Origin of the sequence: Vibrio intestinalis (genome assembly GCF_025195085.2) — a bacterium.
Lineage (GTDB): Bacteria > Pseudomonadota > Gammaproteobacteria > Enterobacterales > Vibrionaceae > Vibrio > Vibrio intestinalis.
Window position 1 is genome coordinate 364,481 of record NZ_JANAVY020000003.1, and the last position, 22,552, is coordinate 387,032.

Consider the following 22,552-nt stretch of genomic DNA (forward strand, 5'->3'; position numbering starts at 1 on the left):
TTGCTAGAAGCACATGAATAAAAACGACTATACACCCAGCGAGAACGTGAATATCACCGAGCTCGCTCTAAATATTATTACTCGCCAAGAGCACAATATTTCGCGCAAACAGATCAGTGACAATGCACTGAAGGTGCTATACCGACTTCATGGTGCTGGTTTTGATGCGTACCTTGTTGGCGGTGGCGTGCGTGACCTATTGCTTGGTCAAGCGCCAAAAGACTTTGATATTGCCACCAATGCAACACCAGAGCAGATTCGCCAGCTATTTAAAAACTGCCGCCTAATTGGCCGCCGTTTCCGTTTGGCACACATCATGTTTGGCCGCGATATTATTGAAGTCGCGACTTTCCGTGGTCACCATCAAGAACCAAGTAAAAATGTCTCTCAGCAGTCAAAAGAAGGCATGCTACTGCGCGACAACGTGTATGGCACTGTCGACGAAGATGCTGAGCGCCGCGACTTCACCATCAATGCGATGTATTACAACATCGGCGACTACTCGATTCACGATTACGCCGGTGGTATGGAAGATCTTGAAGATAAATTAGTTCGTCTGCTTGGTGATCCTGAAACGCGCTACCGTGAAGACCCTGTTCGCATGCTGCGCGCAGTGCGCTTTGCCGTGAAGCTTGATTTTGATATCGAAGAAGACACCGCAGCGCCAATCGAAGAGCTTGCCCATTTATTGCAAGATATTCCTGCTGCGCGCCTGTATGAAGAATCACTGAAAATGCTGCAATCAGGTCATGGCCTAGAAACCTACCACCTGATGCGTGAGTACAATCTGTTCCAACAGATGTTCCCTGCTGTGGCCGAGTTCTTTACCGAAGAATACGATTCAAAGACTGAGCAGATGCTAGATTTGGTGCTTGATTCAACCGATCTACGAGTAGAAGAAGGTAAACGCATCAATCCTGCGTTTATGTTCGCTGCGATGTTGTGGTACCCGCTACTTGCGAAAGCTGAGCAGCTAATGGAGACCCGCAACCTTTGCCACTACGACGCAGTTATGGAAGCAAGTAACTACATCTTGGACGACCAAGTACGTAGTATCGCGATTCCTCGTCGTCACACGGCAACAATCCGTGAAATCTGGCAACTGCAACTCCGCTTACCTCGTCGTAACGGCAAACGCGCGTTCCGCTTAATGGAGCTAAACAAGTTCCGAGCGGGCTACGACTTCCTAGAGATGCGTGGCGAAATCGAAGGTGGTGACACTGAGCAACTCGCGAAGTGGTGGAACACATTCCAAAACGCAGGGCGTAATATGCGCCAAGCGATGGTTGCAGATATGGATGGCGGAAACCAAAAACCAAGTAACTACCGTCGTCGTAAAAACAAGCGCAGCAGCAATAAGAAAAGCCGAGCTGAATCATGATTACCGCCTATATTGCGATAGGCAGTAATCTTGCCGATCCTGTTAGTCAGGCAAATGATGCAATTGAAGCACTAAAAACCTTACCTCGTAGTGAGTTTTTAGCTGCATCACAGCTCTACAGCAGCACGCCGATGGGGCCACAAAATCAGCCGGACTACATCAATGCAGTTGCGGCAATAAAAACCGAATTAACGCCACTTGAACTTCTCGATTGCACACAAGCGATTGAGCTAGAGCAAGGTCGTGTCCGTAAAGATGAACGCTGGGGCCCAAGAACCTTAGATCTCGATATCATTCTTTACGGCAATGAGGTGATGGATTCCGAGCGGTTGACCATTCCACACTATGGAATGAGAGAGAGAGAGTTTGTTCTCTACCCGCTTGCTGAAATCGCACCTAATTTACAACTCCCTGACGGGACTGAGCTGCAACAACTACTTACACAAGTAGATCGTAATGGGCTCCGTATTTGGCTATCTTAGCCAGCTCCTAGTAAGGAAATTCAATGAAAAAAATTTCAATCAACGACCTGATGAAGTGGAAACAAGAAGGTCGTAAATTCGCTACTTCTACTGCATACGATGCAAGTTTTGCCCAACTATTCGAAGATCAAGGTATGCCTGTACTTCTTGTGGGTGATTCGCTAGGTATGGTTTTACAGGGTGAAACCAGCACTTTACCTGTAACAGTAGATGATATTGCTTACCACACGCGCTGTGTACGCGCTGGTAGCCCGAATTGCTTACTTATGGCTGATATGCCATTCATGAGCTACGCAACGCCTGAGCAAGCGTGTGAGAGCGCAGGCAAGCTAATGCAAGCTGGCGCTAACATGGTAAAAATTGAAGGCGGTGATTGGCTTGTAGATACGGTAAAAATGCTGACTGAACGTGCGGTACCAGTATGTGCACACCTTGGCTTGACGCCACAATCAGTCAACATCTTTGGCGGCTTTAAAGTTCAAGGCCGAGATCAAGAGAAAGCAGACCGTATGGTTCGTGATGCACTAGCATTACAAGAAGCGGGCGCACAAATCGTATTACTTGAATGTGTACCAGCAGAGCTTGCAGCTCGTATTACTGAAGTTCTAGATGTACCTGTTATCGGAATTGGGACAGGTAATGTAACGGACGGCCAAATTTTGGTGATGCACGACATGTTCGGAATTTCGGCGAACTACATGCCAAAATTCTCGAAAAACTTCCTTGCTGAAACCGGCGACATGCGTAAAGCTGTAGCAAAATATATTCAAGACGTGGAAAGCGGTGCCTTCCCTGATGAAGCGCACACCATTGCTTAGAGGATATCATCATGCAAACTTTTGCTGACATTTCGGCTCTGCGCGAGCAGATCAAACAGTATAAGCGTGACGATCGCAAAATCGCTTTTGTCCCAACCATGGGTAACCTGCACGAAGGTCACTTAACGCTAGTACGTAAAGCGCGCGAACACGCAGACGTGGTCGTAGTAAGTATTTTCGTTAACCCGATGCAGTTTGACCGTGCTGACGATCTAAACAACTACCCTCGTACATTAGAAGACGACTTAAGCAAGCTAAATGGCGAAGGTGTCGAGTTAGTCTTCACACCGACACCTGAAACTATCTACCCAGAAGGTTTAGATAAGCAAACTGCTGTTGATGTACCGGGTCTATCGACGATGCTTGAGGGCGCTTCACGCCCAGGTCACTTCCGTGGTGTATCGACCATAGTGACCAAGCTGTTTAACATCGTACAACCTGACTTCGCTTGCTTTGGCGAGAAAGACTTCCAGCAACTGGCGATCATTCGCAAGATGGTGGAAGACTTGGCAATGGACATCGAAATCATTGGCGTACCAACCGTACGTGAAATGGATGGCCTAGCAATGAGCTCTCGTAATGGTCTACTGACGTTAGATGAACGCCAACGCGCTCCCGTTTTAGCTCGCACTATGCGTTGGATCAGCAGTGCTGTTCGTGGTGGCCGTGATGATTACGCATCTGTTATTGAAGATGCGAGCGATCAATTACGCGCAGCAGGTCTACAGCCAGATGAAATCTTCATTCGTGATGCGCGCACATTGCAAACCATCACAGCAGAAACGACTCAAGCGGTTATCTTGATGTCAGCTTTCTTAGGTAAAGCGCGTCTTATCGATAATCAAACGCTTGATATGGTGACAGAAACGAAAGAAGAACCAACAGAAGCGACTGAAACCGCAGCGGAAGACTCAGAATAATCACAACGTTTCTTCATAGACACTAAAAAGGGTTGGCATTGGCCAACCCTTTTTGTTTGTCTGTGATTCTCAAATACTATTTGTATAAGCTCGGCGCATGTTCATCCGGCTGATTTTTAAAGCGGCGGTGTAGCCACATCCAAGCCGAGATATCGCGGCGAATCATACGTTCAAGCTCACCATTGATCACTCTCGCTGCTTGCTCAGGGTTGCGGCGCTCTATTTGACCACTGATGTCATCGCCAACATAAAGCGTGTATTGGTTATCTTTGCGTACACTCACACCAGAGATAACTGCACACTTAGACGCATCAATCAGCATGCTACTACCTGTAGTAGTACACGCTTCTTCAACTCCAAAAAATGGTACATAAACCGCTGAACGACGACCGTAATCGTGATCAGGTAGATACCATAAGCGATGGCCTTGCCTTAGCAATTTAAGCATGGCTTTTACATCTTTACGATCCACCATCTTATGGCCGCTGCGTGTTCTACCACGATGCTGAATAAACTCGTAAGCAGGGTTGGTGTGCGCACGATACACGCCGTAGCCTTTCGTAAATTGACTAAAGAACATTGCCGTAAGTTCAAGATTTAAGTGGTGGCTACATACAACCAGTACGCCACGGTTGCTCTCAACCTGCTCTAGCAATGCTTCTTTATTGACGATATTGCTCAGCGCTTTCAGACGCCATTTTGGCCAAAACCAAGCCATGCCGGTTTCTAACAATGCCATACCGGTATTGGTCATGTTCTTTTCAAAAATGTCATCACGCTCTTGTTGTGACATTTCAGGAAAACTGAGCTCAAGGTTACGCTTGGCAATTTTGCAACGCTTCTTACCCACTACTTTAACTAGGCGACCTAACAGCGCACCAAGCAGTTGAATAAGACGAAATGGCAGTATGTTAACGATCAGTGCTAACAAGCCGAAACCCAGCCAAACCGGCCAATATTTAGGAGTTATTAGTGACCAAGTGAACTTTGGTCGAGGGACTGTGTTCATAAAAATATCTCGTAAAATGACGCTTTGAGCCTTCATATTGGAAATGTCGGCCAACAGGGCAGAAATTCCAATATGAAGGCTAGGTCAGTTTACGAGACATTGAAGCAATAATCTTTAAAAGATTACAAATATATGGCGTATATGGCTGTTATGACCTTAAACCAATACCTTTTGTCACTAAGTAATGAGCAATTGCGTATAAAACCACGACAAATACGCTCAACACGCTGAATGCAGTGACAATACCAACATCCGAAACACCCAAGAAGCCGTAGCGGAACGCGTTGACCATATACACGATTGGGTTGATCTTAGAAACGCCCTGCCAAAACTCAGGTAACAAGCTAATGGAATAAAACACACCGCCTAAATAGGTCAATGGGGTTAAGACAAAGGTTGGGATAATCGAAATATCATCAAACGTCTTGGCATACACAGCGTTAATTAGGCCGCCTAAGGCAAACACAACTGAGGTCATAAACACGGTCGCAATGATCACTCCCCAATGCTCAACCTGCAGATCAACAAATAGCAGCGACACGAAGGTAACAATCGTACCCACTAACAAACCGCGCACTACCCCGCCCATCACAAAGCCCGCGATGATCACATAGTTTGGTACAGGCGCGACCAATAGCTCTTCGATATTGCGCTGAAACTTAGCACTAAAGAACGACGAAGCCACATTCGAGTAGGAGTTCGTGATCACAGACATCATGATCAAGCCCGGCACGATGTATTCCATGTAGCTAAAACCGCCCATCTCACCAATGCGTGAGCCGATCAAACTACCGAAAATGATGAAATACAGCGTCATAGTAATCGCTGGTGGTACTAAGGTTTGCACCCAAATACGCGTAAAACGGTTAACCTCTTTGGTCAATAAGCTACAAAAAGCTGTCCAGTACAGTTTATACATCCTATTCACCTCGGCTCTGTTTCTGCACAATACTTACGAACAGCTCTTCTAATCGGTTCGCTTTATTTCGCATCGACATCACTTGAATGCCTTGCTCACTCAATTGACTAAACACATGGTTTAAACCTTGGGTTTTCTCTAACTCAATCTCTAGAGAACCATTGACCAAAGTTTGCGAAATCACCCCTTGCAGTTGCGGTACTTCCCCTTCACCAGCAAGATCTAAAATAAAGGTTTCTACATCCAATTTAGCCAGTAAATCTTTCATACTGGTGTTCTCAATCAACTCACCACGGTTAATGATGCCGATGTTGCGACACAGCATTTCTGCTTCTTCCAGATAGTGAGTCGTTAAGATTATGGTAATGCCCTGCTGCTGATTAATCTCTTTTAAGAAATCCCACATAGAACGGCGCAGCTCAATATCTACCCCTGCAGTCGGCTCATCGAGAATCAGCAATTGCGGCTCGTGCATTAGTGCACGCGCGATCATCAATCGGCGCTTCATACCGCCCGACAAGTTACGCGCACGTTCACTACGTTTTTCCCATAGATCGAGTTTAGTTAGATACTTTTGCGCACGTTCTTTCGCTAAAGGTTTAGATACGCCGTAGTAACCCGCCTGTTGCAGCACGATTTGTTCAACGGTTTCAAACTGGTTGAAGTTAAACTCTTGCGGCACTAAACCTAGGTTTTGCTTAGCAAGTTCAAGGTCGGTATCGATATCGAAACCGAAGACTTTTACCTTACCTGAGGTTTTGTTTACCAATGAGGAAATCACCCCAATGGTGGTCGACTTACCCGCACCATTTGGGCCAAGTAACGCATAGAAGTCACCTTTTTCTACGTTAAGGCTCACCCCTTTTAGCGCTTCAAAACCGCCTGCGTAGGTTTTTCTCAATTGCTCAATTTCTAATGCATACATAGCTTATTTGCTTTTACCATTCGATATTAACATTGAGTTTATCGTCGAATAACGATGAATACAATTAGACCTTTCTAATAAATTAGAAATAAAAAACGCCAATGGCAGAGTCATTGGCGTTTAAGAAAGGTGATTATAGCAGTCTAAGCGGCGCTAATATTCTCGTGCTCATCCGTATCAACATGTTTAATTGCCGCGCGCAGCGCTTCATAACGGAACGAGAAGGTGTTCTCTACTGGCACAAGATCCAAGATATGGAACTTCTCTAGTTGCTGCCAAATAGTTTTATTCGGGCATAACAAGTAAACCGCACAGTTCGCGTCTAGCGCATCGTTAATCGCGTTTTCTAGCGCAAGGCCAACCGTAACATCAATCATAGGCACATCGGTCAGATCGAGAATCATCGCCTCATAATCAGAAATACTACTGTGCTGACGGGAAATAGCTTTCGAGACACTGAAGATCATTGGGCCCGACAAGTAGAAGAACAGCACTTTGCCGTTAGCTTTATCGAGCAAACCTCGTTCGCTGTCAGTTAGCGGCACATCATCTTCATCCGCATCACTGATGGCTTTTACTTGGCGCGCTTGCTCGCGGCTCAAACGTTCAATAATGATAATGTTGGAGATGAAAACACCTAGGCCAACTGCTGCAATCAAGTCGACAAATACGGTCAACAGCATTACGCCATACATGATAGCCATGCCCTGAACACTGACCTTATGCGCGCGCTGGATGAAACTCCAATCGAGAATGTTAAAGCCAACATAGACAGCAATACCCGCTAATACCGCCATTGGAATCGGTTCAGTCAGGCCACCAGCAACAAGAACAACCAAGGCCAACATAAGCGCACGAATCACGCCAGAGAGCGGTGAACGCGCTCCAACTTGAATGTTGGTCACTGTCCCCATGGTTGCACCCGCGCCTGGCAGTGCACCAAATAAGCCAGACAGCATATTGGCTAAGCCTTGGCCGCGCAGCTCTTTATCAGAGTCATGCTCTTTACGTGTTAATGAGTCACCAATCACTGCGGTCAATAAGGTATCAATACAACCTAGCGTACCCAATACCAAGGCATCAATAACCATGGTGGTCAGCATTTCAGGGTTGATATGCGGCATCACTAAAGACGGTAAGCCCGCCGGGATTTCACCGATACGACGAATAGCATCAGTATCAAAGAAGATAACCGAAAGTAATGTCACCGCCACCAAAGCCACAAGTTGGGCCGGTACATATTTACGGTATTTGTCAGGGAAGAAAAATAAAATGCCAAGAGTTAACAAGCCTAAAAACAGCTCGCTAAACTTCATGTTCGATAAGGTATCAGGCAGAGCTGACAAGGTACCCATCACACCACCAGACGGGGCTGCATGGCCAAGCAAAGGTGATAGTTGCAGGATAATCAATATCACACCGATACCGGACATAAAGCCGGATATCACACTATAAGGCATCAAAGTGACGTATTTACCGAGCTTTAATGTACCCAGTAGTACCTGAAACGCCCCCGCCATCATGACCACTGTAAAGGTCATTGCCATACCCGTTTCTGGGTACTTTGCCATCATACTGGTTAACACAGCAGTCATGATTACGGTCATCGGGCCGGTTGGCTCCGATATCAAAGTCGACGAGCCACCAAACAAAGCGGCAAACAAGCCCACCATGATTGCGCCCCACAAGCCGGCTTCAGCGCCCGCACCTGAGGCCACACCAAAGGCTAATGCTAAAGGCAACGAAATAATCGCAGTGGTGACACCACCAAATAAATCACCCTTAAAATTGATGTCTTTAAAACGATCTCCGAACAAACTATCGCTCCCTGTTCAATGCCGATAACTGGCATCACTGTAACAAATGTTATGAGTTACTTAGAAGTGTTAAGTTAGATAGATTTTCTAGGTCTTATCACTGCAATGATTAAATGAGGCTAAGTTTATGGTTTTTCTGGCTTGAAGACGTCAGATGAGTATGGGTAAGCGTAATTTTAACGAGATTGGAATTGTAACATTGTGTATATTATCGCCTAGAAAAACTAGGGATATAGTGAACACAATGCCAGAAATCAAACAACTATTTGATAATAACTCTAAATGGTCTGAAGAAATCAAATCGGAACGACCTGAATACTTCGCTAAATTAGCACAAGGACAAAAGCCTGATTTTCTTTGGATTGGCTGCTCTGATAGCCGCGTCCCAGCCGAACGACTCACTGGCCTTTTTTCTGGCGAACTGTTCGTTCACCGTAATGTCGCCAACCTGGTAATTCATACCGATCTTAACTGTTTATCTGTTGTGCAATACGCAGTAGATGTTCTCAAGGTTAAACACATCATCATTTGTGGTCACTATGGCTGTGGTGGTGTCAACGCTGCCATCGATAACCCAAAACTTGGGTTAATCAACAACTGGCTACTGCACATTCGCGATATTTACCTCAAGCACCGTAACTACTTAGACCAAATGCCAGAGCAAGAAAAAGCGGACAAATTAAGTGAGCTTAACGTTGCTGAGCAAGTATATAACTTGGGTAATTCAACCATCATGCAAAACGCATGGGAACGCGATCAAGAAGTGGAAATTCATGGCGTGGTTTACGGCATTGATGATGGCCGCTTAGAGTATTTGGGTATTCGCTCTCACTCTCAAGAGACCGTGGAAGAGTGCTACCAAACCGCTCTCGAGAAGATTCTAAACCCAGATTACAAATTATTGTGTCGCTAATAAGAATTTATCAGCGCACTTAAAAGTAAAAACCCATCGTATGCGATGGGTTTTCTTTATCTTTTTTACTTGGCCGAATTATTCCTGAGGAACAACCTTACCAATGTATGGTAGATGGCGGTATTTTTGTGCGTAGTCGATACCAACACCGACAACAAACTCGTCTGGAATTTCAAAGCCAATCCACTTCACTGGCACATCCACTTCACGACGTGAAGGCTTATCTAAAAGCGTACAAATCTCTACCGACTTAGGTTCACGTAGTGATAAAATCTCTTTCACTTTGCTCAGCGTGTTACCCGTATCAATAATGTCTTCCACTAGCAGTACGTCTTTACCTTTAATGTCGTCATCTAAGTCTTTTAGAATACGTACATCACGAGAGCTTTCCATGGTGTTGCCGTAGCTAGATGCCGTCATAAAATCGACTTGGTGTATCAGTTCAATCGCACGCGCTAGGTCCGCCATAAATACAAATGAACCACGTAATAGACCCACTAAGACTAAATCTTCACTACCTTGGTAGTGCTCGGTGATCTGCTTACCCAGTTCCTGAACACGTTCGCTAACTTCCTGCTCAGAAATCATTACTTCTACTGTATGTTTCATACCAATCTCATTTATTCAATTTCAGTACCGAACCCATAAAGCGTAGATCAGATACTGGCGGATGTTTTCAAGCGCGTAGTTTAACACCAGCAAAGAAGCAGAATAAACCTCACCACTGCAAGAAATCTATGAAACAGCTTCAAACAGTATGACATCAAGCACGGTTACTAATAAAAGTGATTATAAATTGTACTGAAAATATTGACCTTCAAAATATGCACCATTACACTCATTGGTGCTATATGCAATTAATAAAATACTAACTAGGGCAAAGCCCAGTGACCCACCATTGTGTGCAGCGAACCGAAGAGTAAGCGCACGTGTAGAGCAATGAGGGGTAATCAACTCAAATTGGCAAGGATTAAAAAAATGGACTCAATTGCAAAAAGACCTCGTACGCGTCTTTCCCCAAAAAAACGTAAGCAACAACTAATGGATATCTCTTTAGAGGTGTTCGCTCGTCGTGGTATTGGTCGTGGTGGTCACGCTGATATCGCTGAAATTGCGCAAGTTTCTGTTGCTACAGTATTCAACTACTTCCCAACTCGTGAAGACTTAGTCGATGATGTACTGAACTACGTTGTTCGTCAGTTCTCGAACTTCCTATCAGATAACATTGACCTAGACTTGCATGCCAAGGAAAACCTATCAAACCTGACTTCAGCAATGGTTAACCTAATTGCTGAAGACTGCCACTGGCTAAAAGTTTGGTTTGAATGGAGCGCATCAACACGTGATGAAGTATGGCCACTGTTTGTAACAACTAACCGCACCAACCAATTGCTAGTGCAGAACATGTTTATCAAAGCGATTGAACGTGGTGAAGTGTGTGACCAACATGATCCTGCGGATCTTGCGACGTTATTCCACGGCATTTGTTACTCTCTGTTTGTACAAGCTAACCGTACTCACGATGAGAAAGCGCTGCTTAAGCTAACAGATAGCTACTTAAATATGCTGTGCATTTACAAACAAGCTGAGTAATACCACTTGCTGTAATGATAGAGGCTGATGTACCAACATCAGCCTTTTTTAATGCCCGCTAGATACAAAAAAACCGCTGATTACTCAGCGGTTTTTATCATTTAATCTTCAAGAAGAATTACTTCTTCTTTTTAACTGCTTTCTTGTTTGGCAGGTCAGTGATTGAACCTTCAAATACTTCAGCAGCTAGACCCACAGACTCATGTAGAGTTGGGTGAGCGTGAATCGTTAGTGCGATATCTTCTGCATCACAACCCATTTCGATTGCAAGACCGATTTCACCAAGTAGTTCACCACCGTTAGTACCTACGATAGCACCACCGATTACGCGATGAGTTTCTTTATCGAAGATAAGCTTTGTCATACCGTCTGCACAGTCAGATGCGATTGCACGACCAGAAGCAGCCCATGGGAATGTCGCCACTTCGTACTTGATGCCTTCTGCTTTCGCTTCTTTTTCTGTCTTACCAACCCATGCAACTTCTGGCTCAGTGTACGCGATTGAAGGAATAACTTTAGGATCGAAGTAGTGCTTCTTACCAGAGATAACCTCTGCTGCAACGTGGCCTTCATGCACACCTTTGTGAGCAAGCATTGGTTGGCCAACGATATCGCCGATAGCGAAGATGTGAGGTACGTTAGTACGCATTTGCTTATCTACGTTGATGAAGCCACGCTCATCAATTTCAATACCCGCTTTCTCACCATCGATAAGTAGACCATTTGGTACACGACCGATAGCAACTAGAACAGCATCGTAGCGCTCAGCTTCTGCTGGTGCTTTCTTGCCTTCCATTGAAACGTAGATACCATCTTCTTTCGCTTCAACCGCTGTTACTTTCGTTTCCAGCATTAGGTTGAACTTGTCTTTGATACGCTTGGTGTAAACCTTAACGATATCTTTATCCGCAGCAGGAATTACCTGATCGAACATCTCAACAACGTCAACTTGAGAACCTAGAGAATGGTAAACCGTACCCATTTCTAGACCGATGATACCACCACCCATGATAAGCAGTTTTCCAGGAACTTCTTTCAGCTCTAGAGCGTCTGTAGAATCCCAAATACGTGGGTCTTCATGTGGAATGAATGGTAGTTTGATTGGGCGAGAACCCGCAGCAACGATTGCGTTATCGAAGTTTACTGTTGTCGCTTCGCCTTCACCTTCTACAAGGATAGAGTTAGGACCAGTAAATTTACCGTAGCCGCTTACAACGGTAACGTTACGCATCTTAGCCATACCGCTAAGGCCGCCAGTCAGTTGGTTTACAACTTTTTCTTTCCAGATACGGATCTTGTTGATGTCAGTTTGTGGTTCACCGAACACGACACCGTGATCAGCCATCGCTTTCGCTTCTTCGATCACTTTAGATACGTGCAGTAGCGCTTTTGATGGAATACAACCAACGTTTAGACATACGCCACCAAGAGTGCTGTAGCGCTCGATAAGTACAGTCTCAAGACCTAAGTCTGCACAACGGAATGCAGCGGAGTAACCAGCAGGACCAGAACCAAGTACAACAACTTGGGCTTTAATTTCTTTGCTCATTTTGACCTCTTGTAGTCATTATCCCTAACAGGCTGAGTGGGTATTGATGTTATTTGTTCAAAGGGTTTTGTTTTAAACAGCTATTTTCAGACCGTTAATAGTTTACAGAGATGTTAACGATGTGAAAAGTAAATCAATTTAGCCTGTGAGCTAGACAACAATTCGACTTTTAAACCTAACTACCACTAAGGCAAGTCGGATTATTTTAGATTCTTGGGGACTAAGCCCCTAGTAATAGAGGCGGCTATTAGGCCGCCTCTCAATCCGTTCAATTATAGAACTAGACGACGGATGTCTGATAGCGCACCGTTTAGGAAGGTAATAAAGCGCGCACCTTCAGCACCATCGATCACACGGTGGTCGTATGATAGAGACAGTGGAAGCTGTAGGCGAGGCTCGAATTCTTTACCGTTCCATACAGGTTTCATTTCAGACTTAGACACACCAAGGATACCAACTTCTGGCGCATTTACGATTGGCGTAAACGCTGTACCACCGATACCACCAAGGCTAGAGATTGTGAAACAACCGCCTTGCATGTCAGCTGCTGTTAGCTTACCAGCACGTGCTTTCTTAGACACTGCCATTAGCTCTTCAGATAGCTCGTAAATGCCTTTCTTGTTCACGTCTTTGAATACAGGAACAACTAGACCGTTTGGTGTATCAACTGCGATACCTACGTTTACGTACTTCTTAAGAATGATGCTTTCGCCATCTTCAGAAAGTGAAGAGTTAAACGCTGGGAACGCTTCTAATGCTTTAGCAACCGCTTTCATGATGAACACAAGAGGAGTGATCTTCATACCAGTGTCTTTCTTCGCTTCGATTGCGTTCTGCTCTTTACGGAATGCTTCTAGCTCTGTGATGTCTGCGTTATCCCACTGTGTAACGTGAGGGATCATTACCCAGTTACGGTGTAGGTTAGCACCAGAGATCTTCTTGATCTTAGAAAGTTTCTGAACTTCAGTCTCGCCGAACTTGCTGAAGTCAACTTTTGGCCAAGGTAGTAGACCAAGCGCAGAACCGTCGCCACCTTTGCCAGCTGCCGCAGCACCAGACTCAAGACGCTTAAGCGCATCTTTAACGTAAGCTTGAACGTCTTCTTTTAGTACACGGCTCTTACGACCAGTACCTTTAACCTTAGATAGGTTTACGCCAAACTCGCGAGCTAGACGACGTACAACAGGAGACGCGTGCGCATACTCGTTGTTCTCTTGGAAATCGTTCGCCGCAGGTGCTGCTTCAGCTTTTGCTGCTGGAGCTGGTGCCGCCGTAGGAGCTGGAGCTGCTGCCGGAGCTGGCGCTGCCGCAGGTGCCGCTACTGGAGCAGGTGCTGCGCCCGCTACCTCAAATACCATGATTAGAGAACCAGTCGTTACTGAATCGCCTTCAGCAATCTTGATCTCTTTAACTGTACCTGCGAATGGTGCTGGAACTTCCATAGAAGCTTTGTCGCCTTCAACAGTGATTAGAGATTGCTCTTCTTCCACTGTATCGCCAACTTTAACCATGATCTCAGTAACTTCTACTTCGTCACCGCCGATGTCAGGAACGTTTACTTCTTTGTCCGCTGCAGCTGCTGGAGCCGCCGCAGGTGTTGCTGGCGCTTCTGCTGTAACAGGAGCTGGAGCCGCTGCGCCTGAGCCAGCTACCTCAAATACCATTACAAGAGAACCAGTTGTTACTGAATCGCCTTCAGCAATCTTGATCTCTTTAACTGTACCTGCGAATGGTGCTGGAACTTCCATAGAAGCTTTGTCGCCTTCAACAGTTAGAAGAGATTGCTCTTCTTCTACTGCATCGCCAACTTTAACCATGATTTCAGTTACTTCTACTTCATCGCCACCGATATCTGGAACGTGAACTTCTTTCAGTTCTGCCGCTGCTGCTGGAGCAGGAGCTGCTGCTGGAGCTGCTTCTGCCGCAGGAGCAGGTGCAGCTTCAGCTGCACCCTCGGCTTCGAAAATCATGATAAGAGAACCAGTCGTAACAGAATCGCCTTCCGCTACTTTGATTTCTTTAACGATACCTGCTTGAGACGCTGGCACTTCCATAGAAGCTTTGTCGCCTTCAACAGTGATCAGAGATTGTTCTTCTTCAACCTTGTCGCCAACGCTTACAAGAATCTCAGTAACTTCAACCTCATCCGCACCGATGTCAGGTACATTAATTTCGATTGCCATTGCTTATTTACCTTCTAGTTAAGCGCTGTATTAAGCGTATTGTGGGTTTGTTTTTTCAGTGTCAATGTTGAACTTAGCAATTGCTTCAGCAACAACAGACTTCTCAACATCACCACGTTTCGCTAGTTCAGTTAGTGCAGCAACTACTACGTAGCCTGCGTTAACTTCAAAGTGACGACGTAGGTTTTCACGGCTGTCTGAGCGACCAAAGCCGTCAGTACCAAGTACTTTGTAAGACTCAGTTGGCATGTAAGCACGTACTTGCTCAGCGTAGTTCTTCATGTAGTCCGTCGCAGCGATTGCTGGTTCGTTACCTAGAACTGTCGTGATGTAAGGTACTTTCGCTTCTGCTTCTGGGTGAAGCATGTTGTAACGCTCTGCGTCTTGACCGTCACGAGTTAGCTCGTTGAACGATGTTACAGAGAATACATCTGAAGCTACGCCGTACTCTTCGCTTAGGATAGTCGCTGCTTTACGTACTTCGTTCATGATAGTACCAGAGCTCATTAGCTGAACTTTACCCTTAGCACCTTCGTGAGATTCAAGCTTATAGATACCCTTACGGATGCCTTCTTCAGCGCCTTCTGGCATTGCTGGCATTGCGTAGTTCTCGTTCATTACTGTTAGGTAGTAGTAAACGTTCTCTTGCTCAGGGCCGTACATGCGACGAATACCGTCTTGCATGATTACTGCTAGCTCGTAAGCGAATGTTGGGTCGTAAGAGATACAGTTAGGGATAGTGTTCGCTTGGATGTGCGAGTGACCATCTTCGTGCTGTAGACCTTCACCGTTTAGCGTTGTACGACCTGCTGTAGCACCTAGTAGGAAGCCACGAGCTTGTTGGTCACCTGCTAGCCATGCCATGTCACCAATACGTTGGAAACCAAACATTGAGTAGTAGATGTAGAACGGGATCATTGGCAGATCGTTTGTGCTGTAAGAAGTAGCAGCAGCAACCCAAGATGCCATTGAACCTAGTTCGTTGATACCTTCTTGAAGAACTTGGCCTGATGTCGCTTCTTTGTAGTAAGAAACGATGCCTTTATCTTCTGGCGTGTATTCTTGACCGTGTGGGTTGTAGATACCAACCTGACGGAATAGACCTTCCATACCGAACGTACGTGCTTCATCACAGATGATAGGAACAATGTTCTTACCAATGTTCTTGTCTTTAAGCAGAATGTTCAACGTACGTACGTAAGCCATAGTCGTTGAGATTTCACGCTTTTGAGCACCTAGTAGTGGAGCGAACTCTTCTAGCTCAGGTACTTTGAATTCTTGCGTAAAGTTAGGTAGACGAGCAGGCGTGTAACCGTGTAGAGCGTTACGGCGCGCGTGCAGGTATTCGTACTCAGCTGAACCTTCTTCAAGTTTCAGGTAAGGAAGCTCTGCCACTTTCTCATCAGAAAGAATGTCTTGTAGGCCTAGACGGTCACGTAAGTATTGTACGTGAGTCATGTCCATCTTCTTAACACCGTGTGCGATGTTCTTACCTTCAGCAGCTTCACCCATGCCGTAACCTTTAACAGTCTTAGCTAGGATTACCGTTGGTTTACCACCAGTTTCTTTTGCATTGTTGAATGCAGCGAACAGTTTAGAAGAATCGTGACCACCGCGCTTAAGCTCGAAGATCTGCTCATCAGTCATGTCTGCAACTAGTGCAGCTGTTTCTGGGTACTTACCAAAGAAGTGCTCACGTACGTATGCGCCATCTTTAGATTTGAATGTTTGGTAGTCACCGTCGATAGTTTCGTTCATTAGTTGAAGAAGCTTACCTGTGGTGTCTTTAGCCAGTAGAGAATCCCAGTTGCTACCCCAGATAACTTTAACAACGTTCCAACCTGCACCTTTAAATAGGCCTTCAAGTTCTTGAATGATGCTACCGTTACCCATTACAGGGCCATCTAGACGCTGTAGGTTACAGTTGATTAGGAAACATAGGTTGTCTAGTTTCTCACGCGCAGCGAAGGAAATTGCACCACGTGATTCTGGCTCATCCATCTCACCGTCGCCTAGGAAAGCGTATACACGTTGAGCTGAAGTATCTTTAAGGCCACGGCCTTCTAGGTACTTAAGGAAACGCGCTTGGTAAATAGCAGAGATAGGGCCAAGACCCATAGATACTGTTGGGAACTGCCAGAACTCAGGCATTAGTTTAGGGTGTGGGTATGAAGGGATACCTTTACCGTCTACTTCTTGACGGAAGTTGTCTAGCTGCTCTTCAGTTAGACGGCCTTCAACGAATGCACGAGAGTAGATACCCGGAGAGATGTGACCTTGGTAGTACACTAGATCGCCACCGTCTGTCTCGTTTGGAGCACGGAAGAAGTGGTTGAAACACACTTCGTAGAACGCTGCAGCTGACTGGTAAGAAGCCATGTGACCACCTAGGTCTAGGTCTTTCTTAGATGCACGCAATACGATCATGATTGCGTTCCAGCGGATGATTGAACGAATACGACGCTCAAGAGTTACATCACCAGGGTAAGCTGGCTCTTGTGCTGCTGGAATAGTATTGATGTAGTTTGTGTTGATACCTGTTGGCATATCAACACCATCTAAACGTGCTTTTTCTAGAACGGTTTCTAGTAGAAACTGTGCGCGTTCTACACCTTCTTCACGAACGACTGATTCAAGGGCTTCTAGCCAATCTTGAGTTTCCAGTGCATCTACGTCATGCTTCATGTCAGACATGGCGATCTATCCTTCTGTTGGTTGGATCTACTTATTCGTTACCCTGCTGAATTCGACGAAGTGAGCGCTCACGGCGTGATTCTTCTCTCGTCAAATCCAACAATGTTTCTTCAATATAAGCCAAATGTGAGTGAGACATTTCACGCGCCTTTTCTGGCTGACCAGAAACAATCGCATCCACAATATTGGCTCGGTGTTTGCTGACTTTATCCACCACATCTTCGCGGCGGTGCAGTAACTTTAAATTCTGTAAAATATTTTGCTCTAGCAAAGGGGCAAGGCTGCGAATGATGTGTAATAACACCACGTTGTGCGCCGCTTCCGTTAAAGCGATCAGAAACTGCATAACCGCAGCGGCTTCTGCTTCAACATCTTGCTTGCCTTGCTCTTTGGTGATGCACTCAAGGGATGCTTGAATGCGAGCAAAATCTTCATCGGTTCCACGCAAAGCTGCAAAGTAAGCGGAGATACCTTCCATCGCATGACGCGATTCCAATAAATCCAGCTGAGTTTCAGAGTGACTAGACAATAAATTTAGCAGAGGATCGGAAAAGCTTTTCCAAATAGTCTCGCTAACAAACGTACCGCCGCCTTGGCGACGAGTAAGAAGGCGTTTCGCTTCCAAGCGTTGAATGGCTTCGCGAATTGAAGGACGAGACACATCAAACTGTTTAGCCAGTTCGCGCTCTGGTGGCAATTGTTGCCCCGGAGACAGTGTTCCCTCCACGATCAGCCTTTCTAACTCTTGTTCAATAACATCAGAAAGTTTCGGCTGACGAATCCTTTGATAAGCCATATTTATTGTTCTTCTACTGATTGCAGTTAATTGGTATTACCAATTTTATGTTGGGCAAGAAATTAACATAATTTAAACGCAAGTTCCAGACAAAAGTTGACCCAAATCATAGAACCGCTATGGCGCATACACTTTGTTAACAATAGATGATTAAAACAGCAATCAAATTGGCCTTACCAATTACAATATATAAACAGATGGGAATAAAGCGTGCTAGGCATCACAGGGTAATTGGTAAGTTTTAAATGAATATGAAAGGATGTTTGAAAATTAAGTAAGAAGTGAGCAAGTATCAGCGAAAATGATATCAGTGTCTGAGACTAACCAAATAACAACAGAAACAAAAAAGCGAAGCCATGTGGCTTCGCTTTGATAACTGGAAAACTATTTATTTCGCTTCGATATGATCAATCATCAGCTGTAGAGATTGATTGCCGCGAAACTCATTGATGTCTAGCTTATAGGCTAAATGCACTGTTTTTACTGAAGCATCTGGCCAGCGGCGCAGATCGACATTAAAAGCAATACCATCAATCATCACATTGGTTGGATGGCCTTTAAACAGTGGCTCTAACATCAGCTTTAAGTGTTTCTCACCGACTAGCTTTTGGTGTAGCACTTTAAACTCACCATCAAAAATCGGCTCAGGAAAGGCTTGTCCCCATGGTCCACCAGCGCGAAGCATTTGTGCCACGTGCATCGAAAACTCTTCCGGTTTCAACTCACCATCAGAAAGCACCACACCTTTTAATGCCGCTTCATCAAGATCTTGTTGAACCGCTTCGTCAAACAAGCGCGCGAAACGTTCAAAGTCTTTCTCTTCAATGGATAAACCTGCCGCCATGGCATGACCACCGAATTTAAGAATCAGCCCCGGATTTTGGGTATCAATGCGATCTAAGATGTCACGCATATGCAAGCCCGGAATGGAACGACACGATCCCTTGATTAAGCCATCGCCACCATCAGCAAACGCAATCACTGGGCGGTGAAACTTCTCTTTGATACGCGAGGCCAAAATACCTATCACCCCTTGGTGCCAATCTCGTTGGAATAGCACTAAGCCATGCGGCAATTTAGCATTTTCACCGAATTGTAAACGCTCACAAAAAGCCATCGCTTCTTGTTTCATGCCTTCTTCAATCTCTTTACGGGTTTGGTTTAGACCATCTAGCTCACTTGCCATTCGACGTGCCGCGTGAATGTTATTGCTCATCAGAAGCTCGACACCAAACGACATATCGTCTAATCGACCTGCTGCATTAATGCGAGGCCCTAAAGCAAAACCAAAATCAGAGGCGACTAAGCGGCTAGCGTCACGCTTGGCCACTTCAATCAATGCTTGAATACCCGGGCGCGCCTTACCTGCGCGGATACGTTGCAAACCTTGATGGACCAAGATGCGATTATTTTCATCTAACGCAACTACGTCAGCAACCGTGCCCAATGCGACAAGGTCAATCAGCTCCATCAATTTAGGTTCAGCCATGCCTTGCTCAGCAAACCAACCGATTTTTCGCATTTCTACGCACAGCGCCATCATCAAATAGAAAGCGACACCGACCCCAGCAAGAGACTTAGAAGGGAAAGCGCACTCTTGCAGGTTAGGGTTCACCATTGCATCCGCTTCAGGCAAAACTGAGCCGGGCAAGTGGTGATCAGTCACTAAAACATCTAAGCCTTGCTGCTTAGCGTATTTCACCCCTTCTATCGATGACACACCGTTATCGACCGTCATGATCACTTGCGCGCCAATCTCTATCGCTTGATCAACGACTTCTGGGCTTAGACCATACCCGTCTTCAAATCGGTTCGGCACTAAGTAATCTACGTTCTGACTGCCCAACATACGCAGCGCTAACACCGATAATGCTGAACTTGTCGCACCATCCGCATCAAAATCGCCAACGACGATAATGCGTTTACCTTGACGAATCGCAGCAAATAGCAGTTCTACTGCGCGCTCAATACCATGCAATTTCTGATAGGAATGCAGCGCCTTTGCTGCCGTTTCTAACTGGCTGAGGTTGTTGATTCCGCGAGAGATGTAAATGCGTTTAAGTAAAGGAGGGATGGAGTCAGGAAGTAGAGTCAGATCAGCTTCTGGGCGACGTTGGATTTCTATCATAGCTATTGGCCGACATTCTGAAGGAAAGGTCGCCACCTCAGTTTAGAGGTGGCGAGAGAATATTTTATTGTGCTTGTTGCAGACGTTTGATCAGCTGTGCTGGCGGTAAGTAACCACCAACCATCTCACCGTTTGGTAAGAAAATCGCAGGTGTGCCGCTAATACCCAGCTCACGACCCAATGCATAGTGCTGTTTGATGATCGATTGGTATTTGGCGAAATCTTTGCTTTGTGCTGGGAACTCACGATTTACCTTACCATCATGCATAGCTGCTTGTGGGTTTTCAGCGCCCCAAATGCTTGCCATTTGGTCAGCGACATTACCTGTTGCTCCTTGGCGTGGGTAAGCCATGTATCGCACGGTAATACCTAAATCGTTGTAGCCTTTCATCTGGTTATGCAGGCGCACACAGTAGCCACAGGTGATGTCTGTAAATACTGTCACCACGTATTTTTCATCATCCGCTTTAAACTCAATCATGCTGTCTTTAAACGCGGCAATTTTCTCTGCGTTGATTGGCGCTTGACGCTTAGCCAATACATCTTGGTAACCGCCTTTCTCATCCAATTGATAGAGCGTACCTGCAATGAAGTATTCGCCATCTGGAGAGGCAAACAACACACCGCCAGAGGTTTGAATTTCAACAAGCCCATCAATATCAGCCGGAACAACATTCAAAATTTGCAAACCCAAAGGCGCAAAACGCTGTTCTAATTTGCTCTTATCAATCGTCACTTCATTACTTGCTTGCGCTACAAAAGAAGTCGCTGCGATAAATGGCAGCGCAAGTAAAGTCATTCGGCGTAATACGCTCATTATGTTCACCTTTTTATCAAGCCCTTGGATGGTGCTCGCTGTGTAGTTGTTTCAATCGCTCAGTGGCAACGTGAGTATAAATTTGTGTGGTCGACAAGTCACTATGACCCAGCAACATCTGTACCACGCGTAAGTCTGCCCCATAATTCAATAAATGGGTAGCAAACGCATGACGTAAAACGTGAGGTGACAAGGATTCTGTATCAATTCCTGCTAACACCGCATAGTGTTTAATACGATGCCAAAAGGTTTGACGGGTCATTTGTCTTGCCCGTTTGCTAGGAAACACCACATCGGAAGTATTTTCTCCCAGTAACTGAGACCGCCCTTGTTGGATAAAAGTTTCAATCCAATCAATGGCATTTTCACCCATCGGTACTAAGCGCTCTTTACCGCCCTTACCTGTCACACGAACGACACCTTGGCGCAGGCTGATATTTTCCATGGTTAGGCTGACCAATTCGGTCACACGCAAACCCGTTGCATACAATAGTTCCAGCATGGCTTTATCACGCAACTCAATCGGATCATTTGGGTCTGGCGCATCAAGCAGCGCATCCACTTGCGCTTCACTTAAGTCTTTTGGCAGGCGTTTAGGCAGCTTAGGACTAACCAGCAATGCACTTGGATCATCCGCTCGGACTTTTTCACGGTGAATATATTGGAACAAACGGCGAATGGCAGAGAGCATTCGCGCACGCGAGGTTTGCTTATAGTCTTGATCCACTAACCAAGTTTGATACTCTTGCAGGCCAGAGAGACTAATAAAATCCAATCGATAATTGTGCTCGCTCATCCACGTCAGCAGCTTAAACAAGTCTGTACGATACGAAGCCAAGGTGTTCTCTGACAACCCTCGCTCCATCCACATCGCATCTAAAAATTGTTCAACTAGCCCTTGGTCGGGTGACATTACTTCTGACACAACCACTCTCTAACTTTTGACTGTTTAATTGTCTTTACTGTAAATGCATACAGCAAACAAAGCCATAAAAATTAAACTACCAAAGGATATTCGCTGCAAAGTCGGCCATTTTGTGGTTAGAATTCGCTATCCAAAGATTAACCAAGAAAAACCAGTTATGAAAATAGGTCTATTTTACGGCTCCACTACTTGCTATACCGAAATGGCGGCAGAGAAGATGCGCGCAATTATTGGCGACGATTTGGTGGATATTCACAATGTGAAACAAACGCCGCTGACATTAATGGCCGACTACGACTTATTACTATTGGGAATTTCCACTTGGGATTTCGGTGAGATCCAAGAAGATTGGTTAGAAATCTGGGATTCGATTAACGGTATTTCACTACAAGGCAAAACCGTGGCGCTATTTGGCCTTGGCGATCAAGAAGGTTACGGCGAATGGTACCTTGATGCGATGGGCCTACTGCATGATGAAGTGAAAAAGTGTGGCGCGACTGTGATTGGCTACTGGCCAAATGATGACAAATATGAATTTGAAGCCTCTAAAGCACTCACTGAGGATAGCTCACAATTCGTTGGCCTCGCGCTCGATGAAGACTCACAATACGAGCTCAGCGATGAGCGTATCGCAACTTGGATTGAGCAAGTATTGGTTGAATACCAAGAGTCGCTGTAAAGAA

The 22,552-nt window shown here is 45.5% G+C and carries 19 protein-coding genes; 7 read left to right on the forward strand and 12 right to left on the reverse strand.

Going from position 1 to position 22,552, the window contains the following annotated elements:
* Positions 1 to 13: 13 nt before the first annotated feature.
* The 4 genes from pcnB to panC are packed head-to-tail and all read left to right on the forward strand — an operon-like array spanning position 14 to position 3,601.
* Positions 14 to 1,381 (forward strand): polynucleotide adenylyltransferase PcnB, encoded by a 1,368-nt coding sequence (gene pcnB / locus MU515_RS07980; RefSeq protein WP_260259892.1) that lies wholly within the window; start codon positions 14 to 16, stop codon positions 1,379 to 1,381.
* Positions 1,378 to 1,863: a 2-amino-4-hydroxy-6-hydroxymethyldihydropteridine diphosphokinase gene (folK, locus tag MU515_RS07985; RefSeq protein WP_260259893.1), complete on the forward strand. Its 486-nt coding sequence runs from the start codon at positions 1,378 to 1,380 to the stop codon at positions 1,861 to 1,863. The genes pcnB and folK overlap by 4 nt, the downstream gene beginning before the upstream one ends.
* Positions 1,864 to 1,886: 23 nt before the next feature.
* Complete coding sequence (panB, locus tag MU515_RS07990) at positions 1,887 to 2,681, forward strand: 3-methyl-2-oxobutanoate hydroxymethyltransferase (RefSeq protein WP_260259894.1); 795 nt, start codon at positions 1,887 to 1,889, stop codon at positions 2,679 to 2,681.
* A gap of 11 nt (positions 2,682 to 2,692) precedes the next feature.
* Positions 2,693 to 3,601, forward strand: a complete 909-nt coding sequence (gene panC, locus MU515_RS07995) for a pantoate--beta-alanine ligase (RefSeq protein WP_260259895.1) — start codon at positions 2,693 to 2,695, stop codon at positions 3,599 to 3,601.
* A gap of 76 nt (positions 3,602 to 3,677) precedes the next feature.
* Here panC and lpxL read toward each other — a convergent pair whose 3' ends face one another.
* The 4 genes from lpxL to MU515_RS08015 form a co-directional block, all read right to left on the reverse strand.
* Positions 3,678 to 4,610, reverse strand: coding sequence for an LpxL/LpxP family Kdo(2)-lipid IV(A) lauroyl/palmitoleoyl acyltransferase (lpxL, locus tag MU515_RS08000; RefSeq protein ID WP_260259896.1), 933 nt, complete (start codon positions 4,608 to 4,610; stop codon positions 3,678 to 3,680).
* Positions 4,611 to 4,758: 148 nt separating this feature from the next.
* Entirely contained in the window at positions 4,759 to 5,529 is a 771-nt protein-coding gene (locus MU515_RS08005) for an ABC transporter permease (protein ID WP_260259897.1), read from the reverse strand.
* A 1-nt stretch (position 5,530) separates the two neighbouring features.
* Positions 5,531 to 6,454: an ABC transporter ATP-binding protein gene (locus MU515_RS08010; RefSeq protein WP_260259898.1), complete on the reverse strand. Its 924-nt coding sequence runs from the start codon at positions 6,452 to 6,454 to the stop codon at positions 5,531 to 5,533.
* A gap of 143 nt (positions 6,455 to 6,597) precedes the next feature.
* Positions 6,598 to 8,271 (reverse strand): SulP family inorganic anion transporter, encoded by a 1,674-nt coding sequence (locus MU515_RS08015; RefSeq protein WP_260259899.1) that lies wholly within the window; start codon positions 8,269 to 8,271, stop codon positions 6,598 to 6,600.
* A gap of 244 nt (positions 8,272 to 8,515) precedes the next feature.
* On the opposite strand from MU515_RS08015, the gene can reads away from it, so the two are divergent.
* Positions 8,516 to 9,184, forward strand: a complete 669-nt coding sequence (can, locus tag MU515_RS08020) for a carbonate dehydratase (RefSeq protein ID WP_260259900.1) — start codon at positions 8,516 to 8,518, stop codon at positions 9,182 to 9,184.
* Positions 9,185 to 9,262: 78 nt separating this feature from the next.
* On the opposite strand, the gene hpt is transcribed toward can, so the two are convergent.
* Entirely contained in the window at positions 9,263 to 9,793 is a 531-nt protein-coding gene (gene hpt / locus MU515_RS08025) for a hypoxanthine phosphoribosyltransferase (protein ID WP_260259901.1), read from the reverse strand.
* A 369-nt stretch (positions 9,794 to 10,162) separates the two neighbouring features.
* On the opposite strand from hpt, the gene MU515_RS08030 reads away from it, so the two are divergent.
* The gene (locus MU515_RS08030) at positions 10,163 to 10,777 is read left to right on the forward strand and encodes a LuxR/HapR/OpaR family quorum-sensing transcriptional regulator (RefSeq protein WP_260259903.1); all 615 of its coding nucleotides are present in this window, start codon (positions 10,163 to 10,165) and stop codon (positions 10,775 to 10,777) included.
* 118 nt (positions 10,778 to 10,895) lie between these two features.
* Here MU515_RS08030 and lpdA read toward each other — a convergent pair whose 3' ends face one another.
* The 7 genes from lpdA to xerD form a co-directional block, all read right to left on the reverse strand.
* Positions 10,896 to 12,326, reverse strand: coding sequence for a dihydrolipoyl dehydrogenase (lpdA, locus tag MU515_RS08035; protein WP_260259904.1), 1,431 nt, complete (start codon positions 12,324 to 12,326; stop codon positions 10,896 to 10,898).
* A 272-nt stretch (positions 12,327 to 12,598) separates the two neighbouring features.
* The gene (aceF, locus tag MU515_RS08040) at positions 12,599 to 14,509 is read right to left on the reverse strand and encodes a pyruvate dehydrogenase complex dihydrolipoyllysine-residue acetyltransferase (protein WP_260259905.1); all 1,911 of its coding nucleotides are present in this window, start codon (positions 14,507 to 14,509) and stop codon (positions 12,599 to 12,601) included.
* Positions 14,510 to 14,539: 30 nt separating this feature from the next.
* Positions 14,540 to 17,203, reverse strand: coding sequence for a pyruvate dehydrogenase (acetyl-transferring), homodimeric type (gene aceE / locus MU515_RS08045; RefSeq protein WP_260259906.1), 2,664 nt, complete (start codon positions 17,201 to 17,203; stop codon positions 14,540 to 14,542).
* A 31-nt stretch (positions 17,204 to 17,234) separates the two neighbouring features.
* Positions 17,235 to 17,999 (reverse strand): pyruvate dehydrogenase complex transcriptional repressor PdhR, encoded by a 765-nt coding sequence (gene pdhR / locus MU515_RS08050; protein WP_260259907.1) that lies wholly within the window; start codon positions 17,997 to 17,999, stop codon positions 17,235 to 17,237.
* Between the two features lie 388 nt (positions 18,000 to 18,387).
* The gene (gene recJ / locus MU515_RS08055; RefSeq protein WP_260259908.1) at positions 18,388 to 20,127 is read right to left on the reverse strand and encodes a single-stranded-DNA-specific exonuclease RecJ; all 1,740 of its coding nucleotides are present in this window, start codon (positions 20,125 to 20,127) and stop codon (positions 18,388 to 18,390) included.
* Between the two features lie 64 nt (positions 20,128 to 20,191).
* A complete protein-coding gene (locus tag MU515_RS08060; protein ID WP_260259909.1) occupies positions 20,192 to 20,944 on the reverse strand; it encodes a thioredoxin fold domain-containing protein in 753 nt (250 codons plus the stop codon).
* Positions 20,945 to 20,960: 16 nt separating this feature from the next.
* On the reverse strand, positions 20,961 to 21,857 hold the full coding sequence (xerD, locus tag MU515_RS08065) for a site-specific tyrosine recombinase XerD (protein WP_260259940.1): 897 nt from the start codon (positions 21,855 to 21,857) through the stop codon (positions 20,961 to 20,963).
* Between the two features lie 169 nt (positions 21,858 to 22,026).
* On the opposite strand from xerD, the gene fldB reads away from it, so the two are divergent.
* Positions 22,027 to 22,548 (forward strand): flavodoxin FldB, encoded by a 522-nt coding sequence (gene fldB / locus MU515_RS08070; protein WP_260259910.1) that lies wholly within the window; start codon positions 22,027 to 22,029, stop codon positions 22,546 to 22,548.
* Positions 22,549 to 22,552 lie beyond the last annotated feature (4 nt).